At 35.0% G+C, this 23,701-nt stretch carries 22 protein-coding genes and 1 tRNA gene; 16 read left to right on the plus strand and 7 right to left on the minus strand.

Annotation, left to right across the window (positions count from 1 at the left end):
* The first annotated feature begins 795 nt into the window (after positions 1–795).
* The 3 genes from PQ963_04040 (at position 796) to PQ963_04050 (ending at position 6,047) form a co-directional block, all read left to right on the plus strand.
* Complete coding sequence (locus PQ963_04040) at positions 796–3,141, plus strand: transglutaminase domain-containing protein (protein ID MEN4028834.1); 2,346 nt, start codon at positions 796–798, stop codon at positions 3,139–3,141.
* A 220-nt stretch (positions 3,142–3,361) separates the two neighbouring features.
* Complete coding sequence (locus PQ963_04045; protein ID MEN4028835.1) at positions 3,362–5,191, plus strand: 2-oxoacid:acceptor oxidoreductase subunit alpha; 1,830 nt, start codon at positions 3,362–3,364, stop codon at positions 5,189–5,191.
* Positions 5,181–6,047 carry a thiamine pyrophosphate-dependent enzyme gene (locus tag PQ963_04050; GenBank protein MEN4028836.1) on the plus strand — a complete coding sequence of 289 codons (867 nt, stop codon included), beginning with the start codon at positions 5,181–5,183 and terminating at the stop codon, positions 6,045–6,047. Before PQ963_04045 ends, PQ963_04050 begins: the two co-directional genes overlap by 11 nt.
* Before the next feature lie 747 nt (positions 6,048–6,794).
* On the opposite strand, the gene PQ963_04055 is transcribed toward PQ963_04050, so the two are convergent.
* From PQ963_04055 to PQ963_04080, 6 genes are all read right to left on the minus strand, one after another.
* Positions 6,795–6,904: transfer RNA gene (locus tag PQ963_04055), tRNA-Met, on the minus strand.
* Between the two features lie 537 nt (positions 6,905–7,441).
* Positions 7,442–7,777: a type II toxin-antitoxin system HicB family antitoxin gene (locus PQ963_04060; protein ID MEN4028837.1), complete on the minus strand. Its 336-nt coding sequence runs from the start codon at positions 7,775–7,777 to the stop codon at positions 7,442–7,444.
* A gap of 56 nt (positions 7,778–7,833) precedes the next feature.
* Positions 7,834–7,959 carry a hypothetical protein gene (locus PQ963_04065; GenBank protein ID MEN4028838.1) on the minus strand — a complete coding sequence of 42 codons (126 nt, stop codon included), beginning with the start codon at positions 7,957–7,959 and terminating at the stop codon, positions 7,834–7,836.
* Positions 7,956–8,243 carry an N-6 DNA methylase gene (locus PQ963_04070; protein MEN4028839.1) on the minus strand — a complete coding sequence of 96 codons (288 nt, stop codon included), beginning with the start codon at positions 8,241–8,243 and terminating at the stop codon, positions 7,956–7,958. The genes PQ963_04065 and PQ963_04070 overlap by 4 nt, the downstream gene beginning before the upstream one ends.
* A gap of 32 nt (positions 8,244–8,275) precedes the next feature.
* Complete coding sequence (locus PQ963_04075) at positions 8,276–9,469, minus strand: ATP-binding protein (GenBank protein MEN4028840.1); 1,194 nt, start codon at positions 9,467–9,469, stop codon at positions 8,276–8,278.
* A 316-nt stretch (positions 9,470–9,785) separates the two neighbouring features.
* Positions 9,786–10,550, minus strand: coding sequence for a hypothetical protein (locus tag PQ963_04080; GenBank protein MEN4028841.1), 765 nt, complete (start codon positions 10,548–10,550; stop codon positions 9,786–9,788).
* 337 nt (positions 10,551–10,887) lie between these two features.
* Here PQ963_04080 and PQ963_04085 point away from each other — a divergent pair, with 337 nt between their 5' ends.
* The 3 genes from PQ963_04085 to PQ963_04095 all read left to right on the plus strand — a co-directional run bounded on the left by PQ963_04085 (position 10,888) and on the right by PQ963_04095 (position 13,568).
* A complete protein-coding gene (locus PQ963_04085; protein ID MEN4028842.1) occupies positions 10,888–11,517 on the plus strand; it encodes a M23 family metallopeptidase in 630 nt (209 codons plus the stop codon).
* 165 nt (positions 11,518–11,682) lie between these two features.
* Positions 11,683–12,513, plus strand: coding sequence for an AIM24 family protein (locus tag PQ963_04090; protein ID MEN4028843.1), 831 nt, complete (start codon positions 11,683–11,685; stop codon positions 12,511–12,513).
* 302 nt (positions 12,514–12,815) lie between these two features.
* Positions 12,816–13,568 (plus strand): HesA/MoeB/ThiF family protein, encoded by a 753-nt coding sequence (locus PQ963_04095; GenBank protein MEN4028844.1) that lies wholly within the window; start codon positions 12,816–12,818, stop codon positions 13,566–13,568.
* On the opposite strand, the gene PQ963_04100 is transcribed toward PQ963_04095, so the two are convergent.
* Entirely contained in the window at positions 13,534–14,241 is a 708-nt protein-coding gene (locus PQ963_04100; GenBank protein ID MEN4028845.1) for an NAD(P)/FAD-dependent oxidoreductase, read from the minus strand. The two genes, PQ963_04095 and PQ963_04100, sit on opposite strands and share 35 nt — an antisense overlap.
* Before the next feature lie 319 nt (positions 14,242–14,560).
* On the opposite strand from PQ963_04100, the gene glnA reads away from it, so the two are divergent.
* From glnA to fwdA, 10 genes are all read left to right on the plus strand, one after another.
* Positions 14,561–15,889 (plus strand): type I glutamate--ammonia ligase, encoded by a 1,329-nt coding sequence (glnA, locus tag PQ963_04105; GenBank protein MEN4028846.1) that lies wholly within the window; start codon positions 14,561–14,563, stop codon positions 15,887–15,889.
* Positions 15,890–15,977: 88 nt separating this feature from the next.
* A complete protein-coding gene (locus PQ963_04110; GenBank protein ID MEN4028847.1) occupies positions 15,978–17,690 on the plus strand; it encodes a DUF128 domain-containing protein in 1,713 nt (570 codons plus the stop codon).
* A 50-nt stretch (positions 17,691–17,740) separates the two neighbouring features.
* On the plus strand, positions 17,741–18,238 hold the full coding sequence (gene tsaA, locus PQ963_04115; protein MEN4028848.1) for a tRNA (N6-threonylcarbamoyladenosine(37)-N6)-methyltransferase TrmO: 498 nt from the start codon (positions 17,741–17,743) through the stop codon (positions 18,236–18,238).
* A 32-nt stretch (positions 18,239–18,270) separates the two neighbouring features.
* Positions 18,271–19,041, plus strand: coding sequence for a hypothetical protein (locus tag PQ963_04120; GenBank protein MEN4028849.1), 771 nt, complete (start codon positions 18,271–18,273; stop codon positions 19,039–19,041).
* Between the two features lie 175 nt (positions 19,042–19,216).
* On the plus strand, positions 19,217–19,492 hold the full coding sequence (locus tag PQ963_04125; protein MEN4028850.1) for a DUF2097 family protein: 276 nt from the start codon (positions 19,217–19,219) through the stop codon (positions 19,490–19,492).
* A 282-nt stretch (positions 19,493–19,774) separates the two neighbouring features.
* A complete protein-coding gene (locus PQ963_04130) occupies positions 19,775–20,239 on the plus strand; it encodes a 4Fe-4S binding protein (GenBank protein ID MEN4028851.1) in 465 nt (154 codons plus the stop codon).
* On the plus strand, positions 20,226–21,311 hold the full coding sequence (fwdF, locus tag PQ963_04135) for a tungsten-dependent formylmethanofuran dehydrogenase subunit FwdF (GenBank protein MEN4028852.1): 1,086 nt from the start codon (positions 20,226–20,228) through the stop codon (positions 21,309–21,311). Before PQ963_04130 ends, fwdF begins: the two co-directional genes overlap by 14 nt.
* Positions 21,312–21,557 (plus strand): 4Fe-4S binding protein, encoded by a 246-nt coding sequence (locus PQ963_04140; GenBank protein ID MEN4028853.1) that lies wholly within the window; start codon positions 21,312–21,314, stop codon positions 21,555–21,557.
* Positions 21,557–21,949, plus strand: coding sequence for a tungsten-dependent formylmethanofuran dehydrogenase subunit FwdD (gene fwdD, locus PQ963_04145; GenBank protein ID MEN4028854.1), 393 nt, complete (start codon positions 21,557–21,559; stop codon positions 21,947–21,949). The genes PQ963_04140 and fwdD overlap by 1 nt, the downstream gene beginning before the upstream one ends.
* A gap of 18 nt (positions 21,950–21,967) precedes the next feature.
* The gene (fwdA, locus tag PQ963_04150; GenBank protein ID MEN4028855.1) at positions 21,968–23,683 is read left to right on the plus strand and encodes a tungsten-dependent formylmethanofuran dehydrogenase subunit FwdA; all 1,716 of its coding nucleotides are present in this window, start codon (positions 21,968–21,970) and stop codon (positions 23,681–23,683) included.
* The last annotated feature ends 18 nt before the right edge of the window (positions 23,684–23,701 follow it).

The raw sequence follows: 23,701 nt of genomic DNA on the forward strand, positions 1-23,701 counted from the left end.
CTGGTTTCATTATTTATTATATTATGTTTTCACAGTATTTAACCCTTTGATTTAAGTATTAATCTGAAAATTCATCTAATGACTTAAAGAAGTCATAGTATTCTTTCAGAAATTAGATAAAGTGACTCTGCCCCAAAATCAGGTTACAGTCTTTGGGAACTTCCAGTTTAACAATTTCTGTATCAAATTCCATTTTATCTCATCCAGTATTTTTCATTAATTGAATGATTAATTTTATGGATTCTTTCAATTAAAAAACTGCACCTACCCCTGGCATCTAAAAAGATAACTCTTCAAATATAAACAAAAATAAACCGCCTTTCAAAAAGGTTAAAATTAGTTTAAAAGAATTTTAATGCTTTAAATTGCTATTTTAAGATTAAAAACCGGTATAATCCAAAACAAATAACACTGATTTAGACTATCAAATTTAAATATCTGCTATAAAATGATTTATAGATTTAAAGAGCATTTATATTTATTTTTATCCAGTTTAAGATGAATATACGCCTAAAATGAATTTAAATGTCTTTAGTCTTAATACTATACTATTAATTAACGCTTTTTTTTCTAATATAGTTTTTATTAGGCCTTATTTATCAGAAATACTTATCCAGAGATTTTAAACTTAATACATCATTTTAAAATCCTCTAATTGGATTTATAATAAAAAAATAAGTTTTAATAACCTGTTTTTCACAATTTTAAACCAAAAAATTTATAAACGAGTGAAAATGAATATCTTTTATCCAAAAACAATAAAAAAAGTTTCATTGAAATGAAACTGTGTAGTTTTTGGATCCGGAGGCGATATTTATTACGAAGAAATTACTCCTTGCAGTGCTAATAGTATTTAGCACAGGAATTCTTTGTTCAAGCAATCTATACGCCACAAATGAAACCCAAATAGTAAATGTAACCAATTTAACTCCAGAGCAGACAAGTATTGAAACCAGTAATTACACAACAAGTACAGTTGGTACATCACAACCAGCAGCAGGTGATTCATCCAGTAGTCAGACAGAAATAAATAACAGCACCAATTCAACAGAAACATCACAACAAGCAGCAGGTGATTCATCCGGCAGTCAGACAGAAATAAATAACAGCACCAATTCAACAGAAACATCACAACAAGCAGCAGGTGATTCATCCGGCAGCCATATTCGTGGAGTATGGCTACATGCAGGTGATGTAGCAAAATTAAACATAACCAATCTTCAAAATGCAAATATAACTGATGTATTTGTAAACGTGTTCGGAACAACATCTCCCACATATCAGAATGTGCTTAACAGCCTCATTAATAAATTGAACGGTACTGGAATAAGGATCCATGCGTGGATAACCTGTTTTAAGAACGCAAATGGTTGGGTTGATCCGCAGGGAAAATACAGTTACCAGGTACAGGTCCCCTATAAGGTATGGTATAAAGGCTGGTACAGTAAACCATACACAGTAAGAGTCAGAGAAAGGCATAGAATCAGGTTTTTTAGTAGAGGAAAATGGAGAGTTAAGTGGACCACCCGATGGACTCATAAGACCCGTTACAGAAGAACATATGGATGGACATATCGCTGGGCTCATCGACAGGAAACACATTATGGCTATGATAAGACACGTACTAACCAGTTAATCAATTTTATCTCCAGTGTGACAAAAGAATATTCAGGACATATACATGGAATACACCTTGACTACGTTCGATATTCAGGTGTAGGAGATAATGCAGCTTACAAACACGGTGGAACAGATGTAATCACCGGATTTGTAAAGGATGTTTACAATTCAGTAAAAGCTATAAACAATTCAGTTAAAGTTTCAGCAGCATTAATGCCCGAAGGAAGCGCAAATGCAAAATATTATGGACAGGACTACAGCAGGCTTTCACAGTACCTTGATTTCCTGGTTCCAATGATTTATAAAGGAAACTATGGATATACCAGTTCAACCGGTACCAATAGCAAAGGCCAAAACGGTGCAGAATGGATCACAAATACTACAAGATATATCGTTGAACATTCAAATGGAAAACCAGTAGTAGCAGGTCTTCAAACATACCGTTCAGACTGGAATGTAAGTGCAATACCTGCAAATGAATTACTAAAAGACATAGATGCAGCATGGCAGGGCGGGTCTTCAGGATTCGTGCTTTTCAGATATGGTCTAATTGACAGTGCATTTTTTAATAGTTCAGTAAATCCAGGTAATTATCCACTAATATTTACCTTAAATGAACTTGAAGATGCAGCTTCAAGAGTTAGTTCATTTATTGAAACAAACAGGAGATTGCCCGCGTACGTAAATATTTCTGGAACTTCAATAACAATTCCACAGCTCTTAGAAATGCTTACAACAAGCATACTGCAAATAAATAGAGGAACAACAACGCCAGTATCCTTAAAAAATATTGACAATCCTACTAACAGCAGTGTAAACAATACTGTACATGGAAATATTCAGCTATCAGAGTACATTGAAATGGCCCGGGGAATAAACTCGTTTATAAACACAGAAAACAGAGCACCAAACTTTGCGGGAAGTTCATTAGGAAACATAGGCTATAACTCTTTAGTTTACATGTTTTCCAGAATATTGAACTTTCACAGGGAAAATGAAAGGTTACCAAACTTTGTTACAGTAGATTCATCTATATTTATAAATTCTGAATCAATACCATCAAAACTACAGCAGTATCTACAGGAGACAAAAAACTGTCAGGTAAACGACCCAAAAATCAAATCGTTAGCAGCTTCAATAACAAATGGCAAAACATCAGCCTACGACAAATCAGTTGCAATCTTCAACTGGGTCAAAGATAAGATAAGCTATTCATTCTACCGTAATACTCAGCGTGGTGCAGTAAGAACATTGAATGATAGAACAGGGAACTGTGTAGACCAAACCCATCTTTTAATTGCTCTTTCAAGAGCTGCAGGCATTCCTGCAAAATATATGCACGGGACCTGTACATTTTTTACAAGCGGTAACACCTACGGACATGTGTGGGCTGAAGTTTGGGTGAATGATCGATGGTACAGTGCAGATACTACAAGTTCCAGAAACACGTTTGGCGTAATAAACAACTGGAATACAAAAACAGTCGTTATGAAAGGTGAACATGCATCGCTACCTTTCTGATGGCTAATATTTCTTTTTTTCTTTTTTTAGAGGTTTTGATTAGGTGTTGACTTCATTTTGTAGCAGGAATCTTCTATTTTTCTGTATTTTCTTTTTACCTGTTCTGAAATTTTTCAAATTCAAAATTCTAAAACACCCAGAATACCAAAATTTAAGTAAAATTGAGCCAATATATTATATGATAAACTGGAATATTTTTACTATTTACAGGTGGTGAACAATGTCTGAGTTTTTATCTGGAGAAGATGTTTCTATAGTCCTGTGTGGAGAAGCAGGTCAGGGCATTCAAACTGTTGAAGCTATACTGGTGCAGGCAGTTAAACTTGGAGGATACAACGTATTTTCCTCAAAAGAATACATGTCTCGAATAAGAGGAGGTGAAAACTCCACTCAAATACGTGTTTCTTCAAAAAGAATAAGTGCATATGTTGATAGAATCGATATACTGGTTGCAATAAGTAAAGGAGCAATAGATCACCTGAAAAAGAGAATATCTGAAAACACCATCATAATAGGGGATGAAGACACCCTGAAAGATGTTGTAAGGCCAGATGTGATTAAAATTCCATTCTTAAAAATTGCAAAAAACATTGGGGGCCCTATATACGCCAATATAATCGCTGCTGGCGTGCTTTCAAGGATTTTAAACATTGATTTTCAGATATTTGAAGAGTGTATAACTGCAATGTTTGCAAGAAAAGGTGAAAAAATACTGGAAGGAGATCTTAAAGCCAGTGCAGAGGGCTATAAAATTGGAGAAGAACTATTAAAATCAGCGAAAATTAATATAGAAATAGAAAAAAACGATGGAATCAGAGATGAGATTCTATTAAATGGAACAGATGTTTTTGGCTACGGTTGTCTTGCAGGAGGCGTTAAATTCATGTCTTCCTATCCTATGACCCCCAGCACTTCACTTCAGGTTTTTATTGCCCAGTATTCAAAGGACTTTGACATTATTTTTGAACAGGCAGAAGATGAAATCGCTGCAATAAACATGGGGCTTGGAGCATCCTATGCAGGGGCAAGAGCACTTGCAGCAACATCAGGAAGTGGGTTTGCACTTATGAGCGAGGCTGTGGGGTTATCTGGAATGATCGAAACACCCATAGTGCTTTATATTGGCCAGAGGCCTGGCCCAGCGGTTGGGCTTCCAACAAGGACTGCACAGGAGGATCTTAATTTAGTGCTTTATTCTGGACCTGGAGAAACCCCAAGAGCCATATTTGCACCGGGAAATTTTGAAGATGCATTTTACATGACTCAAAGAGCGTTTAATATTGCAGATAAATACCAGATACCTGTTTTCATACTTTCTGACCAGTATATGGTAGATATATACTACAACATCCCTTCTTTAATGACTAAAGATGTAGAAATTGAAACCCACGAACACTCCGTGTTCGGGGCCCCAAAATCGAAGATTTTGTGGGATTATATTGTAAAAACTGATGAAAATTACAGAAGATTTGAAATAACAGAAGATGGAGTTTCTCCAAGAGGAATTCCTGGATTTGGGGAAGGATTTGTTGTAGTTGACTCAGATGAACATGATGAAGAGGGACACATAACAGAAGACCTTAATTTAAGGACAGAAATGGTTGAAAAACGTTTAAAAAAGCTTGAAGGAATTAAAAAAGATGTGGTGCCTCCTGAGCTCATTGGACCTTCTGATTATAAAATCCTGATTATTGGCTGGGGCTCCACCTACGGACCAATTAAAGAAACTCTGGATAACCTGCAAAGTAATGATATTGCCTTTTTATACTTTAAACAGGTTTATCCATTGCATAAAGATACTCTCAAGTTTGTTGAAAAGGCCCAAAAAACCATTATCTTTGAAAATAATGCAAATTCCCAGTTTGGAAACCTGATAAAGCTTGAAACTGGCTTTGAAATTCATGAAAAAGCATTGAAGTATAATGGAATGCCATTTTCAGTTGAAGAAGTTACGGAACACTTAAAAAATCTTCAGGAGGTTGAAAGAAATTCTACGAATTTCTTGAACCCCCAAAATAGAAAATCTTGGAGGAGTTATAATGGATCCTGAAATCTTTGATGTTGAAGGTGCTGATGTAGCATGGTGTCCTGGCTGCGGGGACTTCCCCATTTTAAGAACATTAAAAGCAGCACTTGCAGAACTTGAAATTGACCAGAAAAAACTTGTGCTTGCATCTGGAATTGGCCAGGCAGGCAAGCTCCCGCATTATCTAAAATCACACACTTATAACAGCCTTCACGGCAGGGCACTTTCTCCTGCAACAGCGATTAAAGCTGTAAACAGGGAACTTACAGTGATAGTTACAAGCGGAGATGGGGATATGTATGGTGAAGGTGGGAACCATTTAATGCACACAATTCGTCGAAACCCAGACATAACCACAATAGTGCACAATAACATGGTTTACGGATTAACAAAAGGTCAGGCTTCCCCTACAAGCCAGATGGAAATGATAACACCTTTACAGGTTGAAGGTGTATTTTTAGAGCCATTTAACCCCTTAGCTATTGCAATTGCGCTTGATGCATCCTTTGTTGCAAGAACATTTGCTGGTGATATAGAGCATATGAAGAACGTGTTTAAAGAAGCTATAAAGCATAAAGGATTCGCCCTTGTTGATGTATTCCAGCCCTGCCCTACCTTTAACAAAATAAACACTTACGGGTGGTTTAAAGATAATACTTACAAATTGGAGGATTCTCACGACCCTCATGACAGAAATGAAGCTTTTAAAAGAGCCACAGAAACTGGAAAATATCCATTAGGAATTTTCTACAAAAATGAAAACAAATTAACCTTCGAAGAAACGTTATCAGTTTACAGTAAGGATAATTCTCCACTATTTGAACGTAAAACAGATGTACAAAAAGTAAAAGATTTAATTGAGAAAAAAAGAAGTGTTTAACTGAAATTTGATATAAAGTTTTAATTAAACTGGAAAACTCCAAATGATATCTGAAAACAAAAAATAAGTAGAAGCATGCTTTTGTACATTAACCTATGTTCTATTTTTTCCAGTATTATAGACTTATTCCTCCTATCTGGTAAAACCATTTTTAAAGTGCTATTTTTTACTTATAAGCCACTGGCGAATTAGGTTTTGATTACTGTATTCAATTCGTCCATGGATCATCCATTTCTTCATGTAAAAGAACAAAATCCCCATAATAGCCCTTAGAAATCTTTACCAGGAATTGTGTAGATCGTCATTAATTTCAACTGTATTTTGTCTTTGAATTTGAATTTGAATATACTGAACTTATTTTAAGACATATCTGCAATTGATGTCCTCCCTTTTTAAAAGATGAAAAATTATTTTTCTACGAACTCCAGGTTAAGGTCAAATTAAGGAATAGTATTAATATAGGTTCAGATTTAATTAGACATACACTTCAAGTGTAAAGTAGATCGTGTTTTGTGATCTAAGATGGTGATCTTAGGGATTAGAGTTTAGATTCTTTGTGGATAATGATAGTAAAAATGTTTGTATTTTTGAAGATGAAAACATAGCAGTGGAAATAGCTTAAAAAGGATTAATTTCAATTTGAAGAAAAGCTCAGGGATCTTGATACCCTTTAGGATATAGAAAATGCTTTAGGTGCTGTACCAGAAAGTAATTGAGAAATAAAAATTGTTATTTGAATAATTTGAGTGCCGGGGGCGGGATTCGAACCCGCGGCCTCACGGTATCCCAGGAAAAAGTCAGAGCACTGCTTAAATACCCTATGAGCCGTGCGCTCTAACCAGCTGAGCCACCCCGGCGTGGCTTATCCTACATTAATTTTTATCACTTAAAAAGGTTTCTATGAGAAAGTTAAAATTAAGTCATTTAAAGTATTTAAACATGTTTATTTATTTTTAAATCTTATTTTATAAACATTTTAAAAAAATTATTTCAAAGTTTTAAATTATCTAAACCCTTAATAATCCTATCTTACAACTTTAAAATCTTCTTATTTATAATTTCAGGTTATTCATACTCAACTTCTTCATATTCGATTTCTTTATAATTAGAAATGATTAAAAACGTTCATAATGACTCCAACCTAAAACACGAGGATTTTTACCTCTTAAAAAATAATTTTTCATTAAAATAAAATTTTAAAGTAGCTTTAAGAATGAGTCTCTATCGTGCCCCGATTGCTTTATTATTGCTTTTAATAATCCTATTCCCACAGAGTTATGATTGGGAAAATTACAGTTAGTATCTTACCTTCTTCTGTATGTTTCTTTAGTTTTATATGACTTCCTGTTTGGGAAACCATCTGAAATCCACCTTTGTAAAGCATTTTACAGATTTTATGCCCTGAGAGGTTTGGTAGTTTCTGGGTTCCCATGTATCTCTACATCCAGCAAGCGGATTGTATTAGACTGATAATTATTAGAAGGAATATCTGATTTAAATTCTTTTTCTTTATCCTGTAAAATTAAAGATACTGCATAACGCATTATTTTATCTGCATGTTCTTTTTGAACGTCTTCATCTTCTAAATACAACTGCAGTGCTTCTTTAGCATTGTTCAATGCTTCTTCTTCTGTTTTACCCTGACTTCCTACACAAAAAACAGGGCAAATAGCAATGAATAAAGAATCTTCTTTGGTAAGTTCTATTGGTAGTTCAAGTTTAATAATCACTTTTCTACCTCCTTATTACAAATATGGCATTTAATATATAAATATTTTTAATTTAATCAAATTAATTGAAAATAAGGAAGAATTATAAAACCCCCTGCAGCACCAATTACAGCACATCTTCCACCGCTTGAAAGCATGTAATACATCAGTTCTAAAAACAAAATTTCGGTTTTTGTGGTCATAATTTCGAAATTATCGCTGATTTCAGTCTTATCAATGCTTCCTTTAAACGGTGGTTGGTCAAAACAACATCATAATAATTTGGCTCGTCATAACGGGTTGAAAGTGTGTTTTCCTGCTCGATGTGTGGATTGCTAATTCCATGCATTCTAAGGTTCATGAGGGATATTCTGGTCATGGTCTGGTCAAAATCGTAACCATAAAGTGTTTCTTTCCTTAAAAATTGCCATTGTTTTTCATCTAACTTATCTCCCTTTAAATTGAAGAAATTTTCATCAGTTAACATGAGTGTATCCTAAATTTCCAACATTCCAATCTCTATGGCGGATAATATCCATCAATTTCCTTCTTATGTTTAATCCATCCCTCTAACATACGGTCAGCTATTTTATATTTCGACCCCTGCCCAAATGTAACCAGTCCTTTATTCTTTAAAATATCCAGATATTTTGTAAATGTCATTCTGGAAAATTCCACTGATTTTTCAAGCTCGCTCCAGCTTTGAGGCCCATTTTGAGCTATAGATATCATTATCTCTTTTTCTTTTTCGTTAAGCGTTCCCCATATCCTTATCCACATTACAGTTATCTGGTCCATCTTCTCAAAAAACGTTTCCTTGATTTTACCGGCATCGTAAATCTCTCCAGAAGATAAAGTATTGCAAAAACTGTTTATAATCGCAGGCACGCCCCTTGTACACTCATAAAAACGTTCAAGCCCATCTTCTGTAAAATTAATTTCGCTTACCCTTTCTTTAAGATAACCATCTGTTTCTTCCCTTGTGAAAGGATCGACGTTAACCTGTATCATCCGGCCGCCAAAAGCCCCGTTTCCACCGTTTATCATCTCCACAATATCGCTTGTTTTAGAAATTGAGCCAGTGAATATGTAACTGACATTATCCTGGTCTTGAGTATAACTCCTGATTAACCAGAAGAATGAACTTGGGTTTTTTAACTCTCCTAAAAGCTGAAATTCATCAATGACAATAACAAATCCTTTAATTTCTCCTTCTGATTTATCAACTACTTTTTGGGGAAATTCCATTACGAAATGACTTAATTTTTCATAGTTATCCTTAGTTTCAGGTACTGTTATGCCCAGTATACTTCCAGCTTCTTTAAAATCATATTCTTTCATACGTGCTTTAACTAAAAAATCTTTTATTGAATAATATATCCTATCTAAAATGTCTTCGTCATCTCCTCTTAAAGCATCATTCATGGAGTTCAGTAAATTATGCATTATCAATTCTTCATTGATTTTCCCCCTCTGATTTCCATATACTTTGGAAATATCAATATAAGTTACCAGTATATCTTCAGGCAGCTCTTTGAGTATTTTTTTTAAAAGATACGTTTTTCCTACACCTCTTAAGCCGGTGACTAATATCTGTTCAGATATATTTTCATTTAAAGCGTTTAAATAATGTTTCAGCTTCTTTATATCCTTTTCTCTATTATAAAAATGTTTATCCAAATCCTGAGGAATACTTAAAGGCAAAAGAGGCATAATATCACTACCTTCACATTTTAATATTTATTTAGTTTTTATTTTAATTAGTATATTTTACTATACTAAATATAATTCTTATTAAATTTATTATAAGTATAATATATTATACTAAGTATATTTTATAATAATTTTGCAGTAAGTATAATTTATTATACCAAATACAGTTTACGTTCATTTAATGAATAGTATAGTTTATTATACCCATAATGTAATCTGTAATAAGCTTGATTTTTAAGCTTTAAAATAATTTATTAGATATATACAAGTTACATATTGTTTTTTTATAGTTTCAATCAAAATATAACCTTTGTAATCAACACATTTTAATCTGATTACACTTATCAACAAGATCTCGCAGTTCATCCGGCTCAAAAATATACAAAGGATTCTCATCTGCCAAAGGCGAAACTGTAAAGTCCTCAATTTCAATATGTTTCCTCTCTGCAAACACTTTCTTTAAAAGCAGTAAAAAATCCTTTTTATGATACTTCTGAATATTTTCAATGCTTAATTCTGGGCGGAGTGATGAAAACTCCCTTTCAAGCTCTAAAAGCTCACCTGATGTGATGCATTTACCCTTTCTAATTTTCCGCACAATCTCATTCCTATCAAGGAGTGCTTTAAGCTCTTCATCTTCTTTAATTTCTTTTACATATTCGCTGCGGCTAATAACCCTGTCATGATCATCAATTATAACCAGTTTCCTTCGCTCCGGCTCAAAATATTTCATAAGCGGTGCTAAATCCCTCACCATGAAATCAACATCCTCAAAGGTGATATCTTCCCAGAAACCGTCATCTAAAACTCTTAAAATTTCTTCCCTTTTATTGCTGATTTCGTTTAAATTATCTTTTTGGAGGATATTTTCAGCTCTTTCCTGCACATATTCTCTTATTTTATCGATTCCGTCCAGTTTATTATCCAAAATGAATCCAAATAACTTTTCAGTGTTTAAAATAAACGATGAAACATTGGCATTTGTCCCCTGATTTAAAATCATTAAAGGTGAAATGTCTTTTAAAAGCTCCTGAATGTACTCTTCAAGGTTAAAAGGTTCATTTTTAAGCTTATTTATCATATTAAGCTTTTCTCTTACGATAAATGAATTTTCATCAAGTGATCCAATTGTATCAATGATTTTTGTTGTTATAATTTTCTTCTGATTGTCTGTGAGGTTCTTCTTTAGTAGCTGGACTCTCTGGTCAAATAATTTCTATTAACCTATTTGTTATACACCATTTTAATTTAATTCTATTAAAATTTTAGCTTAAATCAATCCAATGAAAATTCTGATTTGATCAAGTAATTAATTCAACTCCAATATTAACTTCATCCAATAATTTATAAATTAATATTTGCAATGGAGATACATGGAAGAACCTATATCAGTAAAATTTCCTTTAAAAGGAGAGTGGATGGTCTTAAATAGCCCTGGCACTAAAATTCCAAGCCATGGCACAGATGTCCTTGGACAAATCTATGCCTTCGACTTTTTACAGGTTGATTGGAGCCATAAACCTCTTAAATTCTACAAAAAAAGCATTTTAGATTATTTTTTAGGGAAAGTGCATTTAAATGATTGTTACTGCTATGGTAAACCTATTTATGCACCAATTTCTGGCACTGTGGTTGAAGCCCTTGATGGATACCCTGAACGCGACCCGGTTCAACCCTTTCATGATATTTCAGTCGCATTTAAGAATGCATGGTTTTTCGATCCAAAAAAACAGAGCCTCCAGGAAGTTGCTGGTAATTTTGTTATCATTCAAGGAAATGAAGCCTGTGCAGTTCTTGCACACATGAAAAAAGATTCAATAAAAGTACAAAAAGGAGATGAAATTAAATCAGGAGATTTAGTTGGTAATGTTGGCCATTCTGGTAATTCAACAGCACCCCATCTTCATTTTCACCTCATGGATAGTCCTGATCCAACCATTGCTAAAGGTGTTCCGTGTTGTTTTAGTGAATATGAATTATATCATAAGGGCTACTGGGTAAATCGAGTGAATAGAATACCGAAAAATAAAGATAGGATTCGTTTTTAAGTATTTAATGCAAAAAAGGTTTTTAAATTATTAATCATTCTAATTAAACATTTTAAAATGTTGTAGAAAAGATTAAATAAGTATAACTGCTATTAACTTTTGATCAACTTTTATTGGTGTAAGTAGTCAGCATCTAAAAGTTAAATCTCTTAAAAAGGTGGTTAAATGGAATGTCCAAATTGCAGTGAAAATGTAGCTGAAGAGGGAAATTTTTGCTCTGAATGCGGTACAAAAATAGAACAGGCTCCTGTTGAGAAATTAGTAGAAGTTATTGAAGAAAATGTTGAAGAAGAACCTTATCAGACAAGCAAATACTCAGTTCAAACATTTTTAGATAGAACTGCTGAAAAAAATGCTGGTGAAGAGGTATTCGAGCTTGAAAATGATTATTTACTGAATGTTAATTTAAACGGTAAAGTATGGGCCAAACTGGGGTCCATGGTAGCTTATACAGGTGATGTGAAATTTAAAAAGCAGAGCTCTCTTGAAGGTGGTATTGACAAATTTTTAATGAAGAAGGTGAGTGGAGAAAGCAGTAAGCTCATGTCAGCAAAAGGACAGGGACACGTTTACCTGGCTGATAAAGGAAAGAGAATAACTATTCTAAACCTTGAAGGCTACAGACTATATGTCAACGGAAATGACATCCTTGCATTTGAAGAAGAAATCGACTGGGACATAAAAATGATGTCCGGTGCCGGAGCAATGTCTGGAGGGCTTTTCAACATAAGACTCCAGGGCTATGGAATGATTGCAATAACAACTCATTACATTCCAATAACACTTGCAGTAACCCCTGATAGGCCTGTTTATACTGATCCAAATGCTACTGTGGCCTGGTCCGACGGTTTATCCATTGACTACAAAACAGACATTAATTTAGGCACCTTATTTGGAAGAGGCAGTGGTGAAACCTTCCAGATGGCCTTTAGAGGCAATGGTTTTGTGATTGTCCAGCCTTACGAGGAAATTGTTGGTGGCTACGGTCAAATGTAAAATTGCTTAAATTCTTTTTGTTTTAAACGTCTCTTTATTTACTTTTTAATTTTCAGAAATTGTTTGCACTAAAAAGTACAGCAGTTTAAGGAATTGGTAGATTTTTGATATATATGCAAAAAGAATAATACTACCAAAATATTTAAAGAACGTGGCTAACGAAAGACATGTTAAATCAATATAAGTAGAGAATGCAGAGAAATTGGCCCAAACCTATAGAACTGCTTTAAACCAGTTAATGGAAAAAAAATATTATTATGATCGCAAAACTTCATTTTATGAAGCTAAAACAGGTGAATCACATGTCAAGAAGATACGAGGGAATGGCTTACTGGGAAATTGTAAGTAGACAGATGGGAATTGTAACGAAATCTGTACAGGAAAGATTTAGAGATGCTAAAATCACCGTTATCGGTTGCGGTGGAATCGGCGGCGCCACTACAGAAATGCTTGTCAGGATGGGTGTTGGAGATCTCACCATAATTGATAAAGACACCTTCGATGTTTCTAATATCAACCGCCAGCTTATGAGCAGCTTTTACAGTGTTGGAAAGTCCAAAGTAAATACAACATACGAAATTTTAAAGTCAATAAATCCATTTGTAAACATTACCTCCTTTGAAGAGGAATTAAATGAAGATAATGTTCAAAAGATCGTTGAAGGAAGCGACATTATTGTAGATGCGCTTGATAATCTGGTAACAAGAATTATTCTAAGCAGATATGCATATGAATCAGGTATCCCATTTGTTCATGGTGCAATACATGGGACAATGGGGCAGGTAAGTATTTTTACAGAAGATACACCCACTTATGAAGAACTGTTTAAATTACCCTCTCTTGGAAAAGATTTAAGTGAAGAAGTGATTGCTGAGGTTAAGAAAATGAGTGCCGAAGTCCCCCCTGTAATTGCTCCTGTTCCAAATATTGTGGGCTGTTTACAGGCATTTGAAGCTTTTAAGTTAATTACACTTCAAGGAGATTCCATAATGGCTCCTGATGTACTGATGTTCGATTTACTCAATAAGGAGCCGTTTTCAATTGTGAAATTTTAATTTTTTGAAATAAAACATCCTGAGAGAATTTTTCAAACCCAATTCTCTCTATAACTGCACCCATACGTTTTTCAATGCCTTGATTGGTATAATAACTTATTATTTTACCTATCATGTCAATTACTTCATCATCTGAAAGATTTTTAGCTAATACTTTGCCAATCAATGGTTTAATTCCACATGTTCCTCCCACCAATAACTTCCAACCTTTACCCATTCCAATCAGTCCTATATCACGGACAGCAGATTCACCACATGAATTTGGACAGCCTGAAACAGCAATTTTTACCTTATTTGGGGTTTTAGTTCCACAAAAAAGTTTATCAATCTTAATGCCCATTTCCACACTGTTCTGCAGTCCTTGCTTACAGTGTATATTACCTATACAAGATTTAACAGGTCTCACACAATTACCAATATGCCCCCCAGGTTTCATCCCCAAATCTTTCCATATATCATCTAAATCGTCTTCTCTAATGCCATAAAGAGATATCCTTCCTTCCGATGTTGTTTTAATTGTTTTAACATCATACCTGTCTGCCACATCTGCTATTTTTCGCAGCATAGCAGAATCAACTATTCCTCCTGAAATATAGGGAATTATGGCATATGTTTCCATATCTTTTTGAATAGTAGCTCCTTTTTCTGATATTTTCTCTTTAATTTCTTTCAAAATTTTATCTCCTTCGCATTTAATAGAGTACTTTAAAAAATAATTTGAGCGTAATATAAAAGACCTAACGGCAAGTGTAAACAGGCCATATGTTAAATCATTATAAAGACCGCAAATACAGAAATTTTCATTAAAGATATTCTGTTTTGATTATAGAGTATTGTTATACTATTTTGAACTTCTGTGAAATTAAATATATTATTATTTGTATTTTTTTAGTGGTTAGAATATTGAAATAATTTTTCAAAACATTTATATACCATTAAAAGGAAATCTCTTTCCGGTGTATATTTACTCTAATTTATCATGGAGGTAAATAATGTCAGACAAAATAGGACAGATTATAGAAAATATTGAAAAGAGTGGCACAAAGTTTGTAAGGCTACAGTTTGTAGACATACACGGAGCTCCAAAAAACATGGCAATTCCACTGGTTAAACCAGGCCAAATTGAAGATATAATAAAAGACGGTCTTTTATTCGATGGTTCATCTGTTGAAGGTTTCGTTGACATTAACGAAAGTGACCTGATCCTAAAACCTGATCCAGATACATTCTCTGCTTTACCATGGAGACCAGAAGAACAGGGTGTCTGCAGGTTCATCTGTGACATTTACTGGCCAGAAGGAAAACCTTTTGAAGGAGATCCAAGATACGTACTTAAAAAAGCATTAGAAAAGGCTGAAAAATCTGGATATGAATACAACGTAGGTCCAGAACCTGAGTTTTTCGTACTGGACCAGGACGAGGAAGGAAACGTTATTCCTAACGATTACGGAGCATATTTTGATGTAGAACCTGTAGATCAGGGTACTGACATTCGAAGACAGCTTGTTATGGACCTTGAAGCTTTAAACTTTGATATAGAAGTCAGTCACCACGAAGTAGCCCCAGGTCAGCATGAAATTGACTTTAAGTTTGATAAAGCATTGAAAACTGCTGATGCAGTAATTACATTTAAACAGGCTATAAAAGCTATCGTAGATACCATGGGATACATGGTAACATTTATGCCCAAACCATTCTTTGGAGAAAACGGAAGCGGTATGCACTGCCACCAGTCATTATTTAAAGATGGTGAAAACCTGTTTTACGACCCTGATACTCCAACACAACTTTCAAAAGAAGCAATGTACTTCATGGGCGGCCTCTTAAAACACTCCCCTGCTCTAACAGCAATTTGTGCCCCCACCATAAACTCTTACAAGCGTTTAGTACCTGGATACGAAGCACCGGTGTACGTTGCATACGGCCTTAAAAACAGATCCACACTGGTTAGAATCCCTGCATCCCGTGGAAAAGGTACCCGTATTGAGTTAAGAATGCCTGATCCCTCATGTAACCCCTACCTTGCATTTGCCACCATGTTAGAAGCAGGTTTAGACGGTATAAAAAATAAAATTGACCCTGGAGAACCAACCGAAATTGACGTGTTTGAAAAGAGCATTGAAGAACTAAAAGAATTAGGTATAGGTGTTTTACCTTCCAGCCTATGGGAAGCATATCATGCACTTGAAAAAGACGAAGTAGTTAAATCTACATTAGGGGACCACATATACACTAAGTTTATGGATATTAAGAAGAAAGAATGGGATGATTACAGAATACAGGTATTCGACTACGAATTAGACAAATACCTTTACATTTAATTCTTCCATTTCTTTTTAAATTTTTGAAAACTTTTTTTACTCTGATTTTACAATATATTTAATACCATAATTCAAATCTGGTGAATAAATGCATGATGAAACCGATCGTAAAATGATAGAAATCCTGAGGATACTTGCAGACCAGAATAAAGTGCTTGGTGCAAAAACCATCGCTGAAGAGCTTAAAAGAAAAGGTTACAACCTTGGGGAGCGAGCAGTGCGATATCACATGCGCATATTGGATGAAAAAGGATTCACAGAACGCATTGGATATGCTGGTAGAGAGATCACAGAAAAAGGATTAAAAGAGCTTGAAAAAGGCCTTATTTATGATCAGGTTGATTTTGCTTTCTCTAAATTTGAAGGTATGATTTATCAAACTTCTCTGGATCCAGGAAGCGGTAAAGGTGCTGTTGTTGTAAATACCTCCAGTTTCATTGACGGTGAAAATGTTGTTGCGGTGATTAAAGAAGTATTCGAGAAAAACATTGCAGTAAGTCCCTATATTAAACTCTCTGAAATAGAACCAGAGAATGAAAGTGCATTCCCCCAAAAAGAAATTAGATTAGACACTATTTGCGGCACTACAATAGATGGAATACTTTTAAACGAAGGAATACCTGTAATCCCTCAATATGGGGGTCTTGTTAAAGTTGAAGACTATGTTCCTATTAGATTTACCGAACTTATAGCCTATAAAAAAACTTCCATGACTCCTCTTGAGGCTTTCACTGCCAAAGAAATGACTTCAGTCCTGAATGCGGCCAGATATGGGAATGGAATGATCCCTGCAAATTTCAGGATAATTCCAGCTGCAGCAAGGGAAAATGCACTTAAATTATTCAGACAGCTTGAAAAAATAGGTGTTTCCGGGCTTTTAAAAATCGGTGAAAACGGAGAACCTGTTTTAGGTGTTCCTGTAGATGACGGCATGGTAGGTATTGCCATAACTGGAGGAATAGCTCCACTTTGTGCTGCAAAAGAAGCAGGGTATGAGGTTAATATTAAATTAGCAGAAACCATAATGGAGTTTAAAGATATGAATAAGTTAACTTCTACAAAGCCTGTATTAAAAACTACAGGCCCTGAAACAGGCGAAAAAGTGAAATTTCTGCTTTCAAAGGCATGGAACCTTATATATAATGTTGATTTAGACCTGAAATCCCAGAAAGGAAACGTTATTGTCAATGTTTCCTATGTAAACAATGATGACCTTGACGATGCGCTCGAAATCGTGGGTAATATTTTCCGCTCCAGACCAGAGTACTGTACAAGCAAGTTTTACATGATATTACCCCATTCCAATGGAAAACAGACAGGAATCGCAACCGTATGCAGTTTCACCGTGGACGGAATATTAACCAAGAATGATATACTAACAACCCCTCAATATGGAGGAATTCTTGAAATAGAAGAAAAAACAGCCCGCTTTGTAGAGTTAACTGCTTACAGTGGATCATCTCTTGATCCTCATGAGATTTACATTTCAAAAAATATGACATCGGTTTTAGATACGTTGAATGGGACTGGAAGAATTCTTGCAAGCTTAAGGGAAATTCCATATCTTGCACGTCCTGATGCAGTAGAAATCATAGAAAAAATTCGAGAATCAGGATTTTCTGTATTAAAAGTTGGAGAACCAAGCGAATTAATTTATAATGCCAAAATAGAAAGATATCACGTGGGAATTGTAACTCCGGGTGGTTTAAACCCGATAGCAGCAGTTATGGAAGAGGGAATTCCTGTAGATGTTAAAGCAGTTGAAAGATTAATGAAACTGGAAGATATGGAAGAATTTTAGATCAAAATGGAAAGGCTTATTTACTTTAATTTAATATAAAGTGTAATAATATGCATGTCGATAAAATAATTTACATACCAATAGGAACCATACATTCGCCATTTAAAGACCTTGAAGGCATGCCCATACAACCCATCGGGGCAAAGGACATTAAAGGTGAAATACACTTAAAAAAAGAATTTAAGGAAGGACTTAAAGATTTAGAAGGATTTTCCCACATTATCCTGATTTATCATTTTCATCTCTCCAGAGGGCATCAGTTACATGTAAAACCATTTTTAGACAATGTTGAAAGGGGAGTATTTGCAACAAGAGCTCCAAAAAGGCCAAATCCAATAGGAATGTCGGTGGTACGCCTTGAAAATATTGAGGAGTCAAAAATATATATATCTAATGTGGATATTGTTGATGGTACCCCACTTTTAGATATAAAACCATACATACCTAATTTTGACAAATGTAAAGGTGAAGAAGTATGTATAGGCTGGTTTGAAGATAAACATGAAGATGCAAATCATAAAAGGTCTGATGGCCGGTTTATAGATTAAAACTAAAATTAAAAACTACATAATAAAAATAGGTGTTAATTATTTCAAATTCAGATAATTTCAAAATAGATGGACTTGAAATTGTTAATAAAATGAAAAGCCGTCGAAAATTCGCAGAATTTTCGGGCAATCAAAAATCTACGATTTTTGAAAACCGCCGAAAATCGAAGATTTTCGAGGCATCAAAAATTCTTCGAATTTTTGAAAGCCGGCGAAATAATGTTTATAAAGTAAAATTTAGAGAAACAAGCCTTCCAGCAGTCATGAAGGTTTATTCTAAAAAGAATAATCTTTTAAATGAGTATAAAAACTTAAAAAAATTATCCAAAGCAGGTTTAAATGTTCCAGAATTGCTATTCAAATCTGAAAGCTGTTTAATTTTAGAGCATATTCCTGGAAATTTAGTAAATGATTTGACTGAAAGACAGGATTTAGGAAGCTGGATCGAGGAACTGGCAAACTGGATGACAAAACTTCATCAAATAAAAAGGAATAAAAAGAGTCTTCTTAAAAGCGATTCCAATCTTAGAAATTTTATTTTCAAGGGCAGAGACATATATGGTCTGGATTTTGAAGAGATGAGATATGGTGATCCAAGAGAAGACCTTGCAGATATATGCTTTTTTTTATTGACTAATTTTCCCTCATTCACAAATCAGAAAAAGATCATGATAGAAAGATTTTTAGATGCTTACAAAAAATATGGGGATACCAAACTGGATAATATGGAATATTTTATATCTAAAAGTGCAGAAGAAATCATGGAAAGAAGACGTAATCATCGGAAAAGTTGCAATTTTTAGGGACTGTCACGAGTGCTGGACATATCCTCCAATTTATTGTGTGAGTTTCTTTTTCAAATAAAGACTTATTCTGTCTTGAAAAAATTTACAATCTGCAATAACTTTAGAACCTATTTTACATACGTTTTTTAATAATGAAAAACAATGTTAGAGTATAAATGTACAGGGTGATATCTTGAAAAAAGAGGAAACTATTTGTTTAACCTGCGATGAAATCTGCGACTATATAGAAAAAGAAGTTAAGCCCGGAGATACTGTAAAATTATCTCTTGGAAGATGTTATATTCCTGGAAAAGTAGTTACAAATGTTCGAGGAGTCGTACAATTAGAAGTAGAAGGCGAAACTATAACTGGGTTAACATGCATAGATGTAGGAAAATTAAGGGACTCCCTGGTGGAAGTTGTGCATGAATGTAATGATAAAAAATGCATCATAGAAGCCAAAGATTAGTCGATCAAAACACGTTTAGTTTTCCTTTTTTAATAGTTAATTTTATTTTCAGCACTTTATTTGACTTATTCAAGCTATATAAATTCGAACTGAGCTTTAAAAAACTGCGTATAAATGTTTAAAATAATCAATGCCAGCTACGAAAATTTTATGTATAAACTATAATCCTTAATGTGTGTAAACCACACGTCATTATATAAAATTTTCTATTTAATTTTAGCAATAAGATATATATATAAAGAAATTACAATGTGTAACTAATACACATGGAATGGGGAGTTCATGCCTAAACATATCGTCTCAGGATTAAATTATCTGGCCACAATCAAACTAAGAAAAGAAGGTTATCTCCAAAAGGAGATATCAGAAATTCTTGGAATGGATAGATCAACAGTTTCTCATTATATTAATGGTAGAAACATTTCCTGGAACTCTATTGAAATCGCAGAAGCCATAACCAACCTGTGTCCAAAAGATTTTTTGAAAATGACTAATATGCTAACAAAAGACTGTGAACAAACCAGAGTACTCATAAAAATACTTATGGAACGTAAATTTAACCCAATAGTCAAAGATGAATGTATAGGCTGTGGACTTTGTGTAGATACATGCTTAATGAAAGCTGTAAAGCTGAACAACCTTAAAGCACAGATAGATCCAGACTGGTGTTGTGGATGTCGTATGTGTGAATCAAGTTGTCCAGCTGCCTCAATTAAAATTTTGGAGGTAAAAAATGGTAGCAAATGAAAAATCTGCAGAAGAAAAGAACGTCTCAATTAAAAGGGAAGCTGCAGAAAAAAGGGAGCTTTCCTTTAAAGATGAGGCCTGTATTGGATGTGGAATATGTGAACAGATATGCCCCATGGATGCAATAGAACTTGGTCCAATTGGTGCAATCGTGAGAGGAAAAGTTGATACACCAAAAATCACTATAAGCGAAGAAGATTGTGTACTTTGCGGTATGTGTAGTGTAGGATGTCCTGTTGAAGCAATAGACTTTACAATAGATGGCAAGCCTGTTAAAGAAATAGAAGATTACCCAAGATTAATAAAATCCATCACCCCTGAGATTGAAAACTGTATCTACTGTGGTGCTTGCGATATAGCATGTCCACAGGATGCCATCAAAGTTATAAGAGAACTGCCAGAAAGAGCAAAACTTGTAACAGGTGAAATAGAAATAGACAAGGATACATGTGTTTCATGCGGAATATGTGAAGAAATGTGTCCTGCAGATGCAATACACCTGGCAAAACAGGCTCCAACATCTTCAAGTCCAGAAATAGCATCAGACATAGCGGTGGATAAGGATGCATGTGTTTACTGTGGTATCTGCAAGAGAGTGTGTCCTGTTGACGCTATAAAAGTTATATGTAAAGTCTGTCCTTACGGCGAATATGAAATTGAAGAGGCAGAAATTAAGGGCGACCTGATAATAAACGAAGATTTATGCGTAAACTGCGGGTGGTGCCAGGAAATATGTCCTAAAGATGTCATCGAAGTAGAAAAACCATTCGAAGGTGAATTGATCATAAATCAGGATGCCTGTCAGGGATGTGAAACATGCATCGAAGTATGTCCATGCAACGTATTATCATTCCCAAAACCTTCTGAATCAGGTGAAATTGTAGAAAGACTTCACAAAGATGAAAAATACTGCATATACTGTGGTGCCTGCCAGAACGTGTGTCCTACCTCTGCTATTGAAGTAAGAAGAACTGGTGTGAACATTACGCCGACCAAATCAAAAGCATGGCAAAAAGCAGTTGATTCTCTTAAATTTTCAGAAGGAAAATCAAAAGCTACGGAGGGTAAATAGATGGCTTACAAATTAGTAGTGTATAAGGAACTCTGTCATGGATGCGGTAACTGTGTTGTAGCATGTCCAGTAAACGCTTCCAAAAGTACAGAAATTGCAGGCGGAAAAGGTCCGCAAGAGGACGTTGGACAAATTTTAATAGTAGAAGACGGAACTATAGAACTTAAAGATCTTAGCGAGTGTAATAACTGTGCAACATGTGTTAAAGCATGCCCTGTTAATGCCATAGCACTGGAGGAAGTATAATGAAAGTCATACTAAATACTGGAAGAACAGTCTGGCAAGGTGAAGCCATAGAATCAGGTAAAGACCTTCAAATGTACATTGATACTGCTGCAATATGTCATATGAACAGGGACCAGATGAACACTTTAGGTGTAAAAAATGGTGACACTATTAAAATTACATCGAAGTATGGTGAAGTTGTTGTATATGCTGTAGAGACAGCTGAAACCCTTCCAGAAGGAATGGTTTATATGCCAATGGGACCATGGTGTAATCATGTTATAAGTCCTTTATTAGACTCTATGGCAATGCCAGATTTCAAAGATACAGAAGTAGAAGTTATGCCTACTGATGAAAAAGTACTGGACATGCCTTCGTTAATGAAAAAATATGGAAAAGTAGGATTATACTAATAAAAGGAGGATTTCCACGTGGAATACATAATAAAAAACGGAATGGTCTATGATCCACTAAACAACATCGATGGAGAAAAGATGGATATCTGTATAAGAGATGGAAAAATAGTGGACAGTGTAAGTAAATCTGCAGAAGTGGTGGATGCTTCTGGAAAAACAGTAATGGCTGGAGGTGTTGAGCCCCATACACATATAGCAGGTCCAAAGGTGAATCTTGGAAGAATGATGCGTCCAGAAGACAGTGAAAAGGATGCTGAAGCAAAATCAGGGGATAGAAGATCAGGAAGTGGATTTTCAGTTCCATCAACATTTATGACAGGTTACAGATACACAGAAATGGGTTATACAACTGCCATGGAAGCAGCTATGCCTCCGCTTGTTGCAAGACACACACATGAAGAAATGGTTGACACCCCAATACTTGATAAGGGAGCTTACCCACTTCTTGGAAATAACTGGTTCGTAATGGAGTATTTAAAAAATGGTGAAGTTGAAGAGTGTGCAGCCTATATTGCCTGGCTTATGAGAGCTACAAAAGGATACGCAATTAAAGTTGTAAATCCCTGTGGTACAGAAGCATGGGGATGGGGAGGAAATGTACATGGAATAAACGACCCCGCACCACACTTTGGAATAACAGGAGCAGAAATGATAAAAGGCCTTGTTGAAGCCAATGAAATGTTAGGTTTACCTCATTCTGTACACCTGCACTGTAATGACTTGGGACATCCTGGAAACTACGAAACAACTCTTGCATCATTTGATATTGCCAAAAACATTAAAGCATCCCCAAAATATGGAAAAAGGGACATTTCATTGTATGGAACTCATGTTCAGTACCACAGTTATGGAGGAACCTCCTGGAGAGACTTTGAATCTGAGGCCCCTGCAATCGCTGACTATGTAAACAAAAATGATCATATAGCAATAGATGTTGGACAGATTACCTTAGATGAAACAACAACCATGACTGCAGACGGACCAATGGAATTCGATTTATACACTCTAACTGGATTTAAATGGGCAAACTGTGACGTTGAACTTGAAACAGGTTCAGGAGTTGTTCCATTCATATATTCATCCAAGAATCCGGTTCATTCAACACAGTGGGCTATCGGTATGGAACTGTTCCTTCTAACTAAAGACCCGGGCAAGATAATGATGACAACAGATCATCCAAATGCAGGGCCATTTATACGATATCCAAGAATTATGGCATGGCTTATGAGCAGCAAATACAGGAATGATCTTATTGAAAATGAACTTCATTCATGGGCACAAAAGAAAAGCAGTATTGCAACAATAGACCGTGAATATTCTTTATATGAGATTGCACAGGTTACAAGAGCTACAGCTGCCAGAGTACTGGGATTAAGTGAGACTAAAGGACATCTTGGTGTTGGGGCTGACGCAGATGTTGCTGTATACTCATTCAACCCTGAAACACAGGATGCGTCATCTGATTATATGGCAGTGGAAACAGTATTCAGAAAGGCAGATCATGTGTTTAAAGATGGAGAAATTGTGGTTAAAAATGGTGAAGTCGTAAAACCACGAATGGATGGTAGAACTTACTGGGTAAACTGTAATTTCAATGAAGAATTAGAAAGGAACGTAATTTCTGATGTCCAGAAGAAATTCAAACAATACTACACTATAAACTTTGAAAATTACGAAGTAGGGAATGAGTATATGAGAAGATCTACTCCTATTGAAATAAAATGTAAGTAAAAATGAACAGGTGATATG

Origin of the sequence: Methanobacterium sp. (assembly GCA_039666455.1) — an archaeon.
Classification (GTDB): Archaea; Methanobacteriota; Methanobacteria; order Methanobacteriales; family Methanobacteriaceae; genus Methanobacterium_D.